Consider the following 16,571-nt stretch of genomic DNA (forward strand, 5'->3'; position numbering starts at 1 on the left):
TAGATCATATAAATTCGCTAAACATATTTTTGAGCTTTTCTAGGAAACCGGTTTTCTCGCCTGTCTCCGGTTTAGGGCTAGACTGAGGGCGATTCACAGCTTTTTTGCTTGGAACTGTGTTGACACCCCGACCGCGATTTTTACGAATCACACTGTGTAAAATACCAATGCCGCTCGCAAAAGCCGGATCACGAACACCGATGTAATCCGGAACGCTAAGTCTGACCGAAGCTGCAAGTTCACTTTGCGCGACTTGTAAAACACCTGGCATTGCGACAGTTCCGCCGCTCAGTACATAACCTCCGGAAATATCCCGGTAACCCATACGATGAATTTCTTGATGAATCAGTTGGAATATTTCTTGAACACGAGGTTCAATGATTGCAGCTAAATCTTCTTGCGTATATTCCTTCTCTACGGAACTGCCGATTCGGTTGACTTTGAATACAACGTCTGCCGCAGCATCCGCCATCATTGCGCAACCGTATTTCAGCTTCACTTTCTCCGCTTGATCCGTTACCGTACGCAAACCGTAAGCAATATCGTTCGTGACATATTCTCCGCCTATAGGAAGCGTAGATACCGCAGCGAGATGGCCGTTTTCAAAAACCGAAATCGTCGCTTGTCCCGCTCCAATATCAAGCATAGCCGTGCGCATCGTTTTCTCATCTTTGGTAAGTGCCAGCTGGCCAGCCCCGAGGGAAATCAGCACCAGTTCTTTTGCCTTGAGATCGGCTTTCTCCACGCAACGCAAGAGGTTATGTATAGCCGTCTTGGCGCCTGTCACGATCGTTGCTTCTACCTCTAGGCGAGACCCGATCATACCACGCGGATCCTGAATTCCCTCCAAGCCGTCAACCACAAATTGCTTGGCAACGACGTCGATGATTTCACGCTCCGGCGGAAGGGCAATCACTTCAGCAGCTTTTGTCACGCGGTCCAGATCGTCTTCTCCGATCTCTCGATCTTCGTTCGATACCGTTACGACGCCGCGACTTGGCTGCAACCCGATATGACTACCTGATATGCCGACATAAACTTCCGATATTTGAATGCCGACCATACGCTCGGCGTGCTCAACTGCACTACGAATCGATTGGACGGTTTGATCGACGTCAACAATGGCGCCTTTTCGGATTCCTTCCGAATCGGCTGATCCAACTCCAATAATATTAAAGGTTCCGTTATTGACTTCCCCAATAATAGCACGAACTTTGGATGTACCGATGTCCAAACTAACAATGATGTCATTGTTGCTCAAGCCCCTGGCACCTCCCATGTACAAAAATTAATCAATTGGTTCGTTTAAAACCGGGCACTATTCTACTCTTATATAGAATAATTCAACACGGCTTAAACTATCCCTCTTTCATTTCGAATTTTTTTATGCGAATGATGTATATTTTTTATCCGAATACAGCACATAGTATAGCACCTTTTATAATCTGGGAGTAGCAGGCTTCAAAGCTTTTATTCGCTTTTTTCGGTATCGGTTTCTGTTTCCACAAAAGGAACAAAATTACTGCCGTCCAAAAGACTTACGAACCCTGGCGTCTGCGTTTCGGTGATTCCGCCCAAAATTTCCAAACGATCCTTCAGCAAGGAAACTGTGGTTTGTACTTCGAAACGAGACCTTGTATAGATCCGAATCTTATCTGGATAAGCAGCACTTGGTGACGGCGTGATCTCAGATAAATCTGCTAACAAGCTATCCGGTACACCAGCCAATATCCGACAAAGCTTTGCCTTCTCTTCTTCTTTCCCCTCCCATTCAGTCAACAACGGCTTTTCGGCAGACAGCCCTTGATCCCGAAGCGAAATCTCGGCGCCGCTCCCCAATAATGCCTGTATGCTACCGTCTTTAAGTAGCTCGTAGGCAACCGGACTGTACTCGTCGACGCGCAGCAGAATCTTCCCGGGAAACCGCTTCTCCACTTGGACCGATTCGATCGCATTCAAATTAGACACGATTCGCTGTTCCACACTGGTTGCGCTCGACGCGAAAAATTGTCCGCCTATTCGTAGCCCCGCCGCTTCGATAACCGCAGAGCGATCAACGTACACATTGCCTTCAACTTCGATCTGCTGAATCTGACTCAGCGTAGAGCGAAAAAATACAATGCTCAACGTTGCGACCAGAAGCACGATCAGGATCGTCCAAAGTTTCCAGCGTCCTCTAGGCTTAGGCTTGCGCGAATCTTGCTCTTGATTTTCGTTCGGTCTGACAACTTTTAGCATGACGATTCTCCATCCGGTCGCCAGGCATTCATCCGAAATCCAAAAAAGGACGAAGCCAAGCGTGTAATTGCGCAGTACTTAGCATTCACGTCTGCTGCATCGAAGCCCGATCGGATAACCGATTGCCTCCGCAACGTAAGTCGACGGAATTTTGTATTACGTTCATTATACACGTGGCAGGCTCGATGGCAAAGACAGAGCTGATTCACAAGGCGCCCCGCCTAATTGCTTGAGCACGTACCGACAATTTTCGAAGCTCTGCACTGATCACAGAAGCTGAATCAGGCTTGCCTAATTTAGAGGAGCACTCCGCCATTCTTTGCCTTAAATACTCGTCTCCAATTACGGCTTCTACGGCTTCAAGTAATTTGTCACCGTCTAATTCCGACTCCGTGATTACAATTGCCGCACCGTCGTCTTCCAACGCTCTGGCGTTCACTTCTTGGTGATTATTCGTAACGTTCGGCGAAGGAATCAACACAGCCGGAATACCAAGCGATGTGACCTCTGCCAAAAAAGAAGCGCCAGCTCGGCTGATAACAAGCATGGAAGCAGCCAATACTTCTGGCATACGTTCAATATACGGAAGCACATGCAGATTGGCTGGTGTCACCCACGGTGCTTCATCCAGCCCCCGCTTCGCTTCTTCGTAATACCGTTTCCCTGTCACATATACGAAATGAACATTCGGCATCCGAACAAGATCGGTCACCATATCCATAACGGCTTCATTGATCGCTTTGGCGCCGATACTTCCGCCCACGATCAAGACAATCGGTGTTCCTTCCGGTAGACCTAGCAATTGAAATCCTTCGCTTGCTTTTGCCCGGTGAACGGTAGTGGCTCTCGGATTACCGCTGTACATGACTCGTCTCGCTTTTGGAAACTGATCTTGCGTTCCGTCAAAGCTTACAGCAACGGTACTGACATACCGACTCAAAAATCGGTTCGTCAATCCCGGTATCGCATTTTGCTCATGAATCAAAGTCGGAATACGCAATTTATGAGCGGCATACACGACAGGCCCACACACATAACCCCCTGTCCCAACCACGACATCGGGTTTGAATTTCTCCAATAAACCGGAAGCGACTTGTACGCCTTTCATAAAACGCAATACCGTTTTGATATTATCGGCAGACAAACTTCGTTTAAAACCGGTAATATCCAACGTTTCAAAAGGAATTTCACTTTGAGGCACAATTGAATTTTCCAGACCGCGCTGACCGCCGATATATAAAAACTCAGTATCCGGTCGATCTGTTTTTAGTTGTTCGGCAATCGCCAGAGCGGGATAAATATGTCCGCCGGTTCCGCCTCCCGTCAATACGACGCGCATACGACGTCCTCCTGTCTTTTACGATATGGAATGAACGGCTTCTTTGAACACTTTTCCTCGCTCTTCAAACGACGCAAACATATCCCAGCTTGCACATGCCGGAGAAAGCAACACGGTATCGCCTTGGTCAGCGAGTCTTTGCGCTTCACGCACCGCTTTACGCAGCGTTTCGGAAGGGTCTTCCAAAGATTCGACTACTGCGATCTGCGAAACGCCCGCCTGTTTTGCGACTTCTGCAATTTTATGGCGCGTTTCGCCCAATGTCACAATCGATTTCACTTTGGTTTGCAGCGCAGGAATCAGTTCGGCGTAATCCGAGCCGCGATCCAATCCTCCTGCAATCAATATGACCGGATGATCGAAAGCAGACAATGCAGTCAGCGTTGCTTTGGAATTGGTAGCTTTGGAGTTGTTGTAGAACAACATGCCGCCATGTTCTCCCAAAGCTTCCAAACGATGCTCGACGCCGCCAAAGTCGCGCAATACGTTTTGCAGATCGTCAGGACGTACGCCTGCTGCAATCGCCGCCGCACAAGCTGCCATCGCGTTAGCCGCATTATACGCCCCGGGAATGCCAATATCCGCTGTGTCGATAATACGATGCACGTCTCCGGCAGCATCGCGATATACGATATAACGCTCCACCTTATCGGCTTCACCCTCGACTGGATAAGCCGGAGATGCGTAGACACTCTCCAACGTTAATTCTTCGGTCATCGAGAAGGGTACGACGCGACCTTTTAGATACGGAATCAAATCTCGGCAGTACGTATCATCCCAGTTGACGATACTGATGTCTTCCGGAGTCTGATTCGCAAAAATTTTCGCTTTTGAAGACGTATAATCCTCCATCGAACCGTGATAATCCAAATGCGTTTCCGCAATATTCAGCAAACATGCGATACGTGGCGCAAAATCTTGCGTGCCTTTTAATTGAAAACTGCTAAGTTCAACGACTAACCAGTTATCGGCTTCGGCTTCACGCGCCGCTTCACATAACGGCGTACCGATATTTCCGGCAACGATTGGCTTCAATCCGGCATGTTCCAACATTTTGCCGATCCATGTCGTCGTCGTCGTTTTGCCATTAGAACCGGTAATTCCGATCATTGGAGCTGAAGACAAATGGTACGCGACTTCGACTTCCGTAACGACTTCGATCCCTAGCTCTAAAGCTTTGGCAATCGGAGGAGCGGTGTACGGGATACCCGGGTTTTTTATAACCAAAGCAACGTCCGGTCGAATCAGATCATCGGGATGTTCTCCGCATATGACGGAAATCCCTAAATCTTCGAGGATACTCGCTTCCGGGCTTTCTTCGCGCGGCTTGCGATCGTTGACCGTAACTTTGGCTCCGAACTCGTACATCGTTTTTGCTGCGGACACGCCGCTTCTAGCAAGCCCCAATACGACAACTTCTCGATTTGCGTAATGTTTTGGATGTTCCATGTCTACAACCCCTTATTCAGATACAGTCCGAGTGCCGCCAATACAAGCGATACCGTGAAGAAAACAAAAACAATTCGCCATTCCGACCAACCGGATAACTCATAATGGTGATGGATCGGGCTCATTTTGAAAATGCGTTTACCGCGTGTTTTAAAAGAAAGCACTTGGATCACGACCGACAGCATCTCGATTACAAAAACACCGCCGATAATCACAAATAAAAATTCTTGTTTGGTTAAAATCGCAACCGTGCCGATCGCGCCGCCGATTCCAAGCGAACCGGTATCTCCCATAAACACTTTTGCCGGGTGTGCGTTGTATACGAGAAATCCAAGCGCAGCTCCCGCCATCGCTGATGAAGCAATCGCCGAAGGAAACTGAGTCGCCTGCATCGCAATCAGCGCATACGCACCGAATGCCGGAATACTCACTGTCGAAAGCAATCCATCTACGCCGTCTGTAAAATTCACAGCGTTCGAGATCGCAAGCAACATCAAGACGATGAACGGATAGTAGACCCATGCTCCTCCGTCAAAAGAAATCGAAGTTCCCGGAATCGATAAAGCGGTACTATGTTCGGCATCAATAAGGAACCAACAAGCGATTGCAGAGAAAAAGATTTGCCCGATCAGTTTTTGCAATGAAGTTAATCCCAGCGATCTTTTTTTGACCACTTTGATCAGATCATCCAAAAAACCGACGAACCCAAACCCAAGCGTAACAATAAGCAGAACATAAAATTCAGTATTAATAACCGAAAACTTAACGAAAGCCAGCGTAAAAGCCAACAAAATAATGATGCCGCCCATTGTTGGCGTTCCTGCTTTTTTCAAATGTTCTTGCGGCCCTTCGCCGCGCACCTGCTGTCCGAGCTTGAGCTTTTGCAAAAGCGGAATACATAAAGGCCCTGCTAACAGCGCAAGAACAAACGACACCGCAGCGGTCACAAATAAAAGCTGTAAATCCATAAGTCTGTTAAACCCCTTTTTCCAAAACCAACGGTTCGTCTCGTAGTGCATAGACGACTTCTTCCAGTTTCATCCCCCGCGAAGCTTTAACCAGTACAGCATCGTCCGGTTTTAAGTTACGACGTAGATGGTCAATCATTTCCGATTTATCCACAAAAGCATGAACGTGTCCGTTACTCATTTTTTCGCGCGCACCTTTTGCTGACTGCGCCGACAATGTTCCGTACGCGTAGACTGTAGTGATTCCTGCTTCAGCAGCGTATTGTCCAACTTCAAAATGATATTGCAGTTCTTGTTCGCCCAGCTCAAGCATATCGCCTAATACGAGCACTCTCGATGAATAACCGTCTAATCCAGCCAATACGTCGATAGCCGCACGTGCCGATGTCGGGCTTGAATTATAAGCATCATTTAAAATAGTAATTCCCGATACGCCAACCACACGCTCTATACGCATTCCGGTTAATTGCATATGTGCCAGACCTTTTTTCATTACTTCCGGATCAACGCCAAGCGTTCGAGCCGCAGCGATTGCGGCAAGTGCATTCGTCACGTTATGACTACCCAGCACCGGAAGCGAAAATAATGTCTCGTCTTCGAGTTGTGAAGAAAACATCATGTCACTACCTCGGCGCATCATCGCGATCGGATAATCGTCGTTCGTATTTTCGAGTCCGAATGTAAACTTACGCAGCCCTTCGGGCAGCGACGAATCAATTTCTTGCAAAACCAAAGGCAGCAGAGGTTCATCTCCGTTATAGATCAGCAGCCCGCCTGGCTTCGTTCCCGAAGCAATCTCAAGTTTGGCACGTGCAATGTTTTCGCGCGTCCCTAAATTAAGCAAATGGGATTCACCAATATTCGTGATAATCGAAATATCGGGCGGTGCAATTTGAGCCAATAAAGCAATCTCGCCCAAATCGCTCATGCCCATTTCAAGCACAACGATCTCGGTATCTTCCGCCATCGATAGCAATGTCAGCGGAAGCCCTAGATGGTTGTTAAAATTACCTTGCGTTTTGTGTACGCGAAAAGTCTCGTGAAGTAGCGCAAAAACCATATCTTTCGTTGTTGTTTTTCCGTTGCTTCCGGTAATCCCGATCACTTTGGCGCCACTTTCGATTAAATATGCCGAAGATAATTTTTGCAGCGCTTCAAGCACATCATCCACTTCGATCAAAGCTCCAGTAGGCGCTCCTTCTTTGCCGCGTTGCCAAAACGAACCTGCCGCTCCAGCTGCCAAAGATCCTTCTACAAAAGTATGACCGTCTACATTTGCGCCGCCCAACGGAACGAACAAAACATCCGGTGCGATTTTTCGGGAATCGATCTGAACTCCGGAAATTTTCTGATCCGAAAACGTGGCATCCCTTAACGTTCCGCCGCACATCGCAGCAATTTGGCTTAATGTCCGTTGAATCACTTGAGAACTCCCCTTACCGCTTCTGCCGCGACAAGTCGATCGTCGAAGTCCAGCACTTGTTTACCTACCAGTTGATACGTTTCATGCCCTTTACCCGCAATCAATACGACGTCGCCGGTTTGCGCTTCAGCAACAGCACGCTTAATCGCTTCTGCGCGGTCTACAACTAATGTATACCGAGAAGCTTCGACTCCTTCTTCAATCAAGCCGGCTTCGATATCTTTCAAAATCGCATCTGGATCTTCGGTACGCGGATTATCCGAAGTCACATAGGTTAAGTCGCTATATTTCACCGCAATTTTGCCCATAATCGGACGTTTGGTACGATCGCGGTCACCGCCGCAACCAAATACGCAAATCACACGTTTCTCGGCAAATTCGACGACTGTTTTTAACACATTTTCCAAACCGTCCGGGGTATGCGCGTAATCGACAATAATCGCAAACGATTGACCCGCTTCTACAGCTTCTACACGTCCATCTACGCCAGGAACAGACTCCAGGCTAGTTTTGATAGCTTCCAATGGAATCCCTTCGATCAATGTAGCGGCAATCGCTGCAAGAGCATTATACACATTGAACTTACCAACCATACGCAATTGAATATCTGTAGAACCTTTGAAAGTCTCCACATGGAACGACGTTCCTTTGGATGTAATCCGAATATTTGAAGCCCGTACATCACAGTCTTGATCAACGCCGTATGTAATCACTTCCGCCGATGTCACTTTGATATATTCAGCCGAGGCTTCATCGTCGATATTCAATACCGCATACTTACGCTCAGACAAATCTGCTGGCAAGTTGTTACCTAGACGCGAGAAAAACAATCCTTTTGCCGCTCTATATTCCTCCATGGAGTGGTGATAATCCAAATGATCTTGCGACAAGTTTGTAAAGACCGCTGTCCGATAATCGGTTCCTTTGACGCGACCTTGTTCCAATGCGTGCGAAGAGACTTCCATCACGCAAGATTTAACACCTCGGTTAACCATATCGGCAAGCGAACGTTGCAAGCCCAACGATTCCGGTGTCGTACCGGACATTGGGAAGGTCTCGCCGTCATATCGCATTTGAATCGTTCCGATCAGACCGGTTTTCACACCATGATCCAACATCACTTTTTCGATTAAATAGGTTGTTGTCGTTTTGCCGTTCGTCCCAGTAACGCCGATCATACGCATCTTGCGGCTAGGCTCATCGAAAAAGGTATTCGCGAGTACTGCCATCGCAACGCGGCTGTCGCGTACAACAAGTTGTGGAAGCGTCGTATCCAATTCACGTTCAACGACCAACGCGACGGCACCTTGCTTTTCAGCTTGCTGCGCATAATCGTGACCATCTACAGTAAAGCCAGGCAGACAGATAAACAAATCGCCGGCTTTCACTTGGCGAGAATCAATCTCTATCCCGGTAACTTCTGTTTCTCCATTTCCGATCAAGCGTGACGTAATCAATTGCTGTGCAAGTTGGTTTAATTGCATCGTATATTCGCTCCTTCTATTGAATTTACTTGTTGAATTTATAGAGTTCGTCTTCCTGATCTGCCCGAGCTGCAAAATGCCCGAGCCCGCCAATGGCAAGCCCGGGCATTACTTCCGCTAATTGAGCGGAGCCGCGTCGCTTTCCGGAGCAGGATCTGCCGGTGCTACGGTCCCACCATTGATTAACGGATCGCTACTTTTTGACTGCGTATCGTCGGTTTCTGAATCATCTGCGACGGCTTCGCCGCCGGTTGAGACATCTTCGTTTTCTGGATCTTCGATCCCGGTTGCCATCACTTTTGCAGATTTAAGCGTTAAGACGACAATGCGATTGCCTTCTGCATCTTTCGTCAACTTCTGCGCTGTAACAAATCCCGAACCTTTGGTACTAATCGATACGTCGAGCAGTGACAAAATATCGACCGCATCCCTTAGCGATAATCCAGTCAGATCCGGAATATTCATCGTGTCTTTCTTTTCCGTGAGCAGATAAATCTTCTGCCCGGCATACATCGCACTACCGGCAGACGGATACTGTTCTAACACGGTTGTCCCTGAACCGATCTGCTCGTAAGCGACGCCTTCATCCAACAATTTGGATTTGGCGTCTTCCAGATTCATTTTGACCAGGTTAGGAGCCGTGACTTTAAGCAAGACATCGCCCGTTTCGGCATCTTTGCTTTCACTTTGAATATCGGTATCCGAGAATTGCTTCGGAATGCCCATATACTCCAGTGTTTGCGACAAAATTTCTTTCGCGATTGGCGCTGCATGTCTGCCGCCGCTAGCATTTCCCTCAGGTACATTCGGTTCGTCAAGCATCACGAAGATCGCGACTTTAGGATTGTCGGCAGGCGCATAACCGATAAAAGAAACCGCGGAACGCGTTTTATCATACGCGTTGCCATCAGCATTCACCGTACCTGCTTTTTCAGCCGTACCTGTTTTGCCCGCTACGCGGTATCCTGGAATATAAGCATTACGTCCTGTACCAATCACTTGGTCAGACACGACTTGCTCCAGATAACCACTTACGATTTTTGCTGTTTCCGGCGAAATCACATCTCGAATTTTTTTCACTTCATTCTTTTTGATTACTTCTCCGGTTTGCGGATTGCTTTCGGATTTTACAATATGAGGGGTTAGTAGATGCCCTCCGTTTGCTACAGCCGAAATCGCTACGATTTGTTGAATCGGTGTAACGTCGACATTGTGCCCAAACGTGATTGCGGCTTGATCAATCAGTGGGCTATTCTCCGTTACGTTCATCGTACCTTTCAATTCACTAGGAAGCTCAATGCCCGTTTTTTCGCCAAAACCGAAGTTTTTAATATATTCGGTTAGTTTTTTCGTACCGACTTTTTCTAGCCCGAGCTTAACAAAAGCAACGTTACTGGAATGTTTTACGCCATCCAGATACGAAATAGTTCCCCAGTTACGACTAACGTCATGAACCGTGCTTCTGCCAACCTTGATCGCTCCGGATTGATATTGCTCATTTGGATTGAACTTGCCTTCTTGAACTGCCGCAGACAAAGTCACGATTTTGAACGTAGAACCCGGCTCATACATACCCGATACCGCCAAAGCGCGGTACGGATCGTTCTCCGGGTCCGCATATTGCGAATAGCTATTCGGATCAAAAGTCGGCATATTTACCATCGCTAAAATATCCATGGTGTTAGGATCAGCAACGACAACCGAAACGCTTTTTGGCTTATATTCTTCAAAAGCTTTTTTTGCTGCTTGCTCGGCATAAAACTGGATCGTGCTATCGATGGTCAACTCAATCGAAGTTCCGTCTTTTGGAGCTACGACTTCGCTTTTGCCTTCCGGAAGTTCTACACCTTTGGCATCGCGTTGATACGCGATTTTTCCGTCTACGCCTTTAAGTTTATCTTCATAAGACAGTTCCATTCCATACTTCGGCACACCGTCATTATCCACAAACCCCAGAATATTGGCTGCAAGCGTATGCTGCGGATAGAAGCGCTTGATTTGATCATCAAATACAATGCCTATATCTACATTTGAACTTAAGCCTTTTTCTTCGCGTACTGCGGCGATCGACGTTTCGATCTCGGCTTTGAGATCACCGTCGATTTTCCATCCTTGCGGACGAACTTCGACCCATACCGAATAATCGCCTTTTTTGTGTCCGCCTTTTTCCGTATCTTTTTCATACTTACGGACAACCAGTTCACGTAACTTTTCTTCCGATACGCCTAATTTTTCATGCAAAATTTTCACAACATCGTCTGCGGTTCCGCGCTGATTAATGATATTGGGTTCAACGACTACTGAATAAGCAGGCGAATCGACCGCAAGTTCTTTACCGTTGCGATCCGTTATAGCCCCGCGCTCTGCGCGCAATACTTTGGAAGCTGCCCATTGATCGACTGCCATATCATGCCAGTAACCATTTTGCACGACTTGCAGGAAAAAAATTCGTCCGACCAGAACGAGAAAAAAGAGGGTGATCCCCCCTCCAATTAACAATGTGCGCATTCGTACTCTTTTTGTCAGCATGGCGATAGAACCTCCTGCTTATTTCGAACCTTCTGTTCAAAACGCTAATTATTCGTATCTGTTGTCGGTGCTGTAGATGATTCGCCGCTTTGGCGTTTTACGAAAATAGGCTCATGATCGGTAGCCTGCACAAGTCCCATAGCCAGCGCTTGCGGTACGATGGTTTCACGCAGTTCTTGTTTTTCGCGCTCGGATTGAGCAATATTTTTATTGATTTGGTTGGTTTGAGTCTGAACCGATGCGATCTGATGATTCAAATCATAGATATGTACATAGCGCCAAGCTACGATACTACATAATACGACTGCAATCATTACGCTGGTGAGATATAGCATTTTTTCGCGCATCGGAAGCTCGGCGCGCCGAGTTACGACTGTCGTTTTTTGCCGGTACTGCTGTGAAGTTTGTTGCTTCTCCCGTTCCCGGATCGCCAGATTGCCGCGTGTCTGTGCCATTGACCAGTCTCCTCATCTTAAAATAAAATTCTTATTTGATTTTTTCTGCGATTCTTAGTTTCGCTGAACGCGCACGCTTGTTTTGCTCGATTTCTTCATCGGTAGGCAAAATCGGCTTGCGATTGACTAACTTGATACTGTTAGGTCCCTCGTACACTTCGACCGGAAAGCCGGGAGGCGCTACGTTTTTCCCTGTGTAGCCTAACAAAATCTGTTTACAGATTCTGTCTTCGAGCGAGTGGAACGTGATCACGCTGATCCGTCCGTCTTTTGCCAGACACTTTACAGATGAATGTAACGCATCTTCAAAAGCAGAAAGCTCGTCGTTGACGGCTATGCGGAGTGCTTGGAAACTACGTTTAGCCGGGTGGCCGCCTGTTCGTCTTGCCGCTGCCGGAATCCCGTCTTTGATAATTTCTGCAAGCTCTGTTGTCGTCTCGATCTGCTGTTTGGCGCGATATTGTCCGATTTTCCCTGCGATACGTCGAGAAAATTTTTCTTCTCCATACCGGTATAAAATTCGGGCAATATCTTCTTCCGACCATTCATTCACGATGATTTTCGCCGTAAGTTCGGAAGATTGATCCATACGCATATCGAGCGGTGCTTCAAGATTGTAGCTAAAGCCGCGAGACGCTTCGTCGAACTGTGGTGAAGAGACGCCGAGATCAAACAAAAAACCGTCTACTTGCGGAACGTCGTCTTCATTCAACGGAACGCCTGCTTGTTTGAGCGCTTGCTCAAGTTCTCGGAAATTGGTTTTGACGAGTGTGACGTTGTCGCTATAAGCTGCCAATTTCTCGCGAGCATTATCGAGTGCCCAATCGTCTTGATCCAACGCAATTAATCGTCCGCCTGCTTCGAGTTTCGAAGCAATCAATGCGCTATGCCCTGCTCCGCCTAATGTACAATCGACATAAATTCCGTCAGGCTTCATATTCAGCCCTGCGACTGCTTCTTCTTTGAGCACCGTGATGTGATGAAACAATTTCGTATCCCCCAGACGTACACTGTCAAATTAATTAAAATTCTGTTTAAAAGTCGATGTCAAAATCGGATAACTTCTCGGCAATTTCACCGAAAGACGCTTCGGATTGTGCATAATAGCGATCCCAACGTTCTCGGCTCCAAATTTCTACCCGGCTGCCTGCGCCGATTACCACGCATTCTTTGTCCAAATGCGCGTATTCGCGCAAGTTGGAAGGTAGATTTGCTCGTCCCTGCTTGTCCCATTCGCATTCCGCTGCACCTGAAAAGAAAAACCGGGTGAACGCTCTTACATCTGATTTCATCAAAGGCAGGTTGTTTAGCTTGCTTTCGAGAAGATTCCATTCCTGCTGAGAGTAAACAAAAAGGCACTGGTCCAGTCCCCGCGTAATGATGCAGGATGTCCCTAGCTGGTCGCGGAATTTAGCCGGCATGATGATCCGACCTTTGTCATCGATGTTATGCTTGTACTCCCCCATAAACATCTTCTGACCCACTCCTCGCCTTTTGTCCTCCACTTCATACCACTTTCCACCACCTACAGCATAATAGATTCGACAAGCAAAATCAAAGTCCTTCCGCAAATTTCACGTTTTTTCAGCGGATTTGACGTTTTTTTCGAATTTTTTGGTGGTTTTTTCAAAAAAAGACCGCTACTTCCGAATAAAACGGAAGTAACGGCATGTGTAGAGAACAATTAAACGTTCCAGCTTTGCAGATATTGCTTTTGCATATCACTTAATTCATCGATCTGAATCCCCATGCTTTCGAGCTTATACCGAGCGACTTGCTCATCCAATTCGAACGGAACTTTGATCATATGGTTGCCGATTTCTTCGTAATGCTCGTTCACGTAACGAAGCGACAACGCTTGAAGCGCAAAAGTCATATCCATGATTTCTGCCGGATGACCATCAGCTGCACCGAGGTTCACCAGTCGTCCTTCGGCAAGGAGATACATTTTACGTCCGTCTTTGAATTGATACTCTTCGATATTTTTACGCACCGTGCGAATCGAACTTGAACGTTCTTCCAGATCCGGTTTATTCACTTCGACATCGAAATGACCCGCATTGGATAAAATCGCTCCGTCTTTCATCACATCGAAATGTTCGCCTGCGATTACCGCTTTATTGCCTGTCACCGTAATAAAGAAGTCGCCGAGTGGCGCTGCTTCTTTCATCGTCATGACGCGGAAGCCTTCCATATGTGCTTCAACCGCTTTGATCGGATCGATTTCGGTTACGATAACGTTGGCGCCTAAGCCGCGAGCACGCATCGCCATCCCTTTGCCACACCAGCCATATCCAACAACGACAACTGTTTTGCCGGCTACGATCAGGTTAGTCGTACGCATAATGCCGTCCCATGCGGATTGACCTGTTCCGTAACGATTATCGAATAACGATTTGCAAAAAGCGTCATTGACCCCGATCATCGGAAGTTTAAGCGTTCCTTCATTTTCGAGCGAGCGCAGCTTAATGATACCTGTTGTCGTTTCTTCCGCGCCGCCGCGAATCGTTTCCAACAGTTCCGGACGTTCGCCATGCAAAATCGTTGCCAAATCTCCACCATCGTCGATAATCAGATCGGGCTTCGCTTCCAACGCTTTAATATTGAGAGCTTTCAGCTCACCTGGAGCAGGTTGGTATTTGGCGTAGACCGTAATCCCGTCTTCAACCAGTGCCGCACATACATCGTCTTGCGTAGAAAGTGGGTTACTGCCCGTAATCGTTACTTCTGCACCGCCGGCTTTGATGACTTGCGCCAGATAAGCTGTTTTTGCTTCAAGATGCAGACATACCGAGACTTTCAGCCCTTTAAAAGGTTGATCTTGCTCGAACTGTTCGCGAATCCGATTCAAGACCGGCATATGTGCCGCTGCCCATTCAATCTTCAAACGACCTTCCGGTGCCAAGTTAATGTCGGCAATGATGCTGTTTTGTTTGGCTAAAGTACTCAAGATAACGCCCCCCGTAGATAATAATCACATTTAAACTTCGATAATGCGATGCGCTCCTGTCAGATCTGGTTCTACACTCATCAACGTATCGATCCAATCCAACCCGAAACGATTCAACATATAAAAGACATTGTATACACGTTCTTGCGGCCGATCGAGCGGGAACAACGTTTTGTAAATCCGATCCCATCTGCGAAGTTCCGCTTCATTTTGCTGTGCAATCGTCTGCTTCGTTTTCGTTTGCAAAAAAGTGATTTGCTCAACAATTTTACTTTGATTTTTTTCCCCGAGCTGAGTAAGACCCGGTTGCAACTGTCCCAAGCGTTCCAGAAGAGGCGCATACAATTTTTCAAAATCGGCTTTGGATTGTTCGAATAACGTATCCATTCCAAGCGTATCTTGTTCTCGAAGCCAAGCTTCTTTACAAAGTCCAAAACGTTCCATCACATCTTCAAAAGTTAGTCCGTACTGCTGCATATGTTTTTTGGTGACCGGATCAAGCAATGTAAAGGACATACGCGGTAGCAAAATCGGCATTTGCATACCCGCGATATCAAAACCGTCTTTGGTACCTGCCCAGTAAGCAACCTCGCCTAGACCGAGTACCGCTTGCAGCACAGGGAATAAATAATCTTGCATCAGCGGACGAGTCAATACATTGTTGCTGAATCGCTCGGGACATCGTTCAACTAGATCAAGTAATTCTTCTTTGGTCAAAATCAATGTACCGCGACGATCCATAAACTTGCCGTCTTGTTTATAAAGCAGCAATCGCTGACCTTCGTGAATATAAAATAAGTTTGCAGCGCCTTCTACCGCTTGTGCTTGCTGATCATAGCCTGCCGCTTCGATTCGAGCCGCTGCGCTCAGATACGCTTGCTCAAACTCATCATTTCGTTCAATGAGTTCTTTGAACATCGGACGTTCCAACCGGCGCAGCGCCGGATCTGCGGAATCAACCAAGATCAAGCCGTAGCGACCAAATAAACGTCCTAACAGACGTGCAAATCCGTCGCTCAAGTTCAAAGCTTGCGAAAGTTCGCTGCGAAGAATATTCAAAATTTCGGTTTTGGATTCGGAATCCGCCAAGACTTTTTCAAGTTCCGTAATTACGTCTTGCCATTTTTGCGTAGGTACGTTCACTTGGCTCACCGAAGACTTGCCATCATGCCAAGCTTCCATGCGTACACGACGTACTTCGAGTTCTGAAGTCAATACATACGTATGATCGGCTTCGTCCCAGTCATGGTCTTCCCCAGCAATCCAGAACACCGGCACCACTTCACGACCTAGCTTTTGCGAAGAAAGACGAGCTGCATGAATGATCGTTGCTGCTTTATAGACAACAAGCAGTGAACCTGTAAACAATCCGCTCTGCTGCCCTCCTACAACGACAAGCGATGATTCCTTTTTCAGCGTCTCCAAAGACTGCTGCACAGCAGGATCATGATTATAGCTTTCATTGTAGGATCGCAAAACTTCAACCAACTCATGTCGATCTGCACTCGGTCGGTTGGCTGTATCCAACCATGAAGCACGGCGCTCAAGACTTTTCTGATCGCCTAGATCGTATTCATATAATTCATGTGCATGTTCTCCACGCACGTAATCTTCTCCCAAGACCGAACCCTTGCGAAGCGACTGCAAAATGACATTCATGTCTGGCCTTGCCTCCTGTCTAAATCTGCTTAAACCCTTCTTGATTGTACCCAATCGTTCTCAAGTCGTCAAAATAA

Annotated in this window: 13 protein-coding genes; all 13 read right to left on the reverse strand. The window is 47.2% G+C overall.

What is annotated here, in order from left to right; translation table 11 throughout:
- Positions 1-4 precede the first annotated feature (4 nt).
- Positions 5-1,261 carry a cell division protein FtsA gene (ftsA, locus tag NOM90_RS04445; RefSeq protein ID WP_255940262.1) on the reverse strand — a complete coding sequence of 419 codons (1,257 nt, stop codon included), beginning with the start codon at positions 1,259-1,261 and terminating at the stop codon, positions 5-7.
- Positions 1,262-1,470: 209 nt separating this feature from the next.
- Positions 1,471-2,238 (reverse strand): cell division protein FtsQ/DivIB, encoded by a 768-nt coding sequence (locus NOM90_RS04450; protein ID WP_255940263.1) that lies wholly within the window; start codon positions 2,236-2,238, stop codon positions 1,471-1,473.
- 205 nt (positions 2,239-2,443) lie between these two features.
- Positions 2,444-3,577 (reverse strand): undecaprenyldiphospho-muramoylpentapeptide beta-N-acetylglucosaminyltransferase, encoded by a 1,134-nt coding sequence (murG, locus tag NOM90_RS04455; RefSeq protein WP_255940264.1) that lies wholly within the window; start codon positions 3,575-3,577, stop codon positions 2,444-2,446.
- Between the two features lie 18 nt (positions 3,578-3,595).
- Positions 3,596-5,026, reverse strand: coding sequence for a UDP-N-acetylmuramoyl-L-alanine--D-glutamate ligase (gene murD / locus NOM90_RS04460; protein ID WP_255940265.1), 1,431 nt, complete (start codon positions 5,024-5,026; stop codon positions 3,596-3,598).
- A gap of 2 nt (positions 5,027-5,028) precedes the next feature.
- A complete protein-coding gene (mraY, locus tag NOM90_RS04465; protein ID WP_255940266.1) occupies positions 5,029-5,994 on the reverse strand; it encodes a phospho-N-acetylmuramoyl-pentapeptide-transferase in 966 nt (321 codons plus the stop codon).
- 7 nt (positions 5,995-6,001) lie between these two features.
- Positions 6,002-7,414, reverse strand: a complete 1,413-nt coding sequence (locus NOM90_RS04470; protein ID WP_255940562.1) for a UDP-N-acetylmuramoyl-tripeptide--D-alanyl-D-alanine ligase — start codon at positions 7,412-7,414, stop codon at positions 6,002-6,004.
- On the reverse strand, positions 7,414-8,901 hold the full coding sequence (locus NOM90_RS04475; protein ID WP_255940267.1) for a UDP-N-acetylmuramoyl-L-alanyl-D-glutamate--2,6-diaminopimelate ligase: 1,488 nt from the start codon (positions 8,899-8,901) through the stop codon (positions 7,414-7,416). The genes NOM90_RS04470 and NOM90_RS04475 overlap by 1 nt, the downstream gene beginning before the upstream one ends.
- 117 nt (positions 8,902-9,018) lie before the next feature.
- Complete coding sequence (locus NOM90_RS04480) at positions 9,019-11,430, reverse strand: penicillin-binding transpeptidase domain-containing protein (RefSeq protein WP_255940268.1); 2,412 nt, start codon at positions 11,428-11,430, stop codon at positions 9,019-9,021.
- Positions 11,431-11,474: 44 nt separating this feature from the next.
- Positions 11,475-11,885: a hypothetical protein gene (locus NOM90_RS04485; RefSeq protein WP_255940270.1), complete on the reverse strand. Its 411-nt coding sequence runs from the start codon at positions 11,883-11,885 to the stop codon at positions 11,475-11,477.
- Positions 11,886-11,916: 31 nt separating this feature from the next.
- A complete protein-coding gene (gene rsmH / locus NOM90_RS04490) occupies positions 11,917-12,873 on the reverse strand; it encodes a 16S rRNA (cytosine(1402)-N(4))-methyltransferase RsmH (protein ID WP_255940272.1) in 957 nt (318 codons plus the stop codon).
- Between the two features lie 46 nt (positions 12,874-12,919).
- Positions 12,920-13,357 carry a division/cell wall cluster transcriptional repressor MraZ gene (mraZ, locus tag NOM90_RS04495; RefSeq protein WP_255940273.1) on the reverse strand — a complete coding sequence of 146 codons (438 nt, stop codon included), beginning with the start codon at positions 13,355-13,357 and terminating at the stop codon, positions 12,920-12,922.
- Between the two features lie 212 nt (positions 13,358-13,569).
- On the reverse strand, positions 13,570-14,835 hold the full coding sequence (locus NOM90_RS04500; RefSeq protein WP_255940274.1) for an adenosylhomocysteinase: 1,266 nt from the start codon (positions 14,833-14,835) through the stop codon (positions 13,570-13,572).
- 30 nt (positions 14,836-14,865) lie between these two features.
- Complete coding sequence (gene bshC, locus NOM90_RS04505; protein ID WP_255940275.1) at positions 14,866-16,494, reverse strand: bacillithiol biosynthesis cysteine-adding enzyme BshC; 1,629 nt, start codon at positions 16,492-16,494, stop codon at positions 14,866-14,868.
- Between the last annotated feature and the right edge of the window lie 77 nt (positions 16,495-16,571).

It is taken from the genome of Saccharibacillus sp. JS10 (assembly GCF_024436065.1).
GTDB lineage: Bacteria > Bacillota > Bacilli > Paenibacillales > Paenibacillaceae > Saccharibacillus.

What these genes read in the sequence shown, in the direction of transcription:
- NOM90_RS04450 (WP_255940263.1), bottom strand. Translation starts at nt 2,238, where the DNA reads ATGCTAAAAGTTGTCAGACCGAACGAAAATCAAGAGCAAGATTCGCGC.
- murG (WP_255940264.1), bottom strand. Translation starts at nt 3,577, where the DNA reads ATGCGCGTCGTATTGACGGGAGGCGGAACCGGCGGACATATTTATCCC.
- murD (WP_255940265.1), bottom strand. Translation starts at nt 5,026, where the DNA reads ATGGAACATCCAAAACATTACGCAAATCGAGAAGTTGTCGTATTGGGG.
- mraY (WP_255940266.1), bottom strand. Translation starts at nt 5,994, where the DNA reads ATGGATTTACAGCTTTTATTTGTGACCGCTGCGGTGTCGTTTGTTCTT.
- NOM90_RS04475 (WP_255940267.1), bottom strand. Translation starts at nt 8,901, where the DNA reads ATGCAATTAAACCAACTTGCACAGCAATTGATTACGTCACGCTTGATC.
- NOM90_RS04480 (WP_255940268.1), bottom strand. Translation starts at nt 11,430, where the DNA reads ATGCTGACAAAAAGAGTACGAATGCGCACATTGTTAATTGGAGGGGGG.
- NOM90_RS04485 (WP_255940270.1), bottom strand. Translation starts at nt 11,885, where the DNA reads ATGGCACAGACACGCGGCAATCTGGCGATCCGGGAACGGGAGAAGCAA.
- mraZ (WP_255940273.1), bottom strand. Translation starts at nt 13,357, where the DNA reads ATGTTTATGGGGGAGTACAAGCATAACATCGATGACAAAGGTCGGATC.
- bshC (WP_255940275.1), bottom strand. Translation starts at nt 16,494, where the DNA reads ATGAATGTCATTTTGCAGTCGCTTCGCAAGGGTTCGGTCTTGGGAGAA.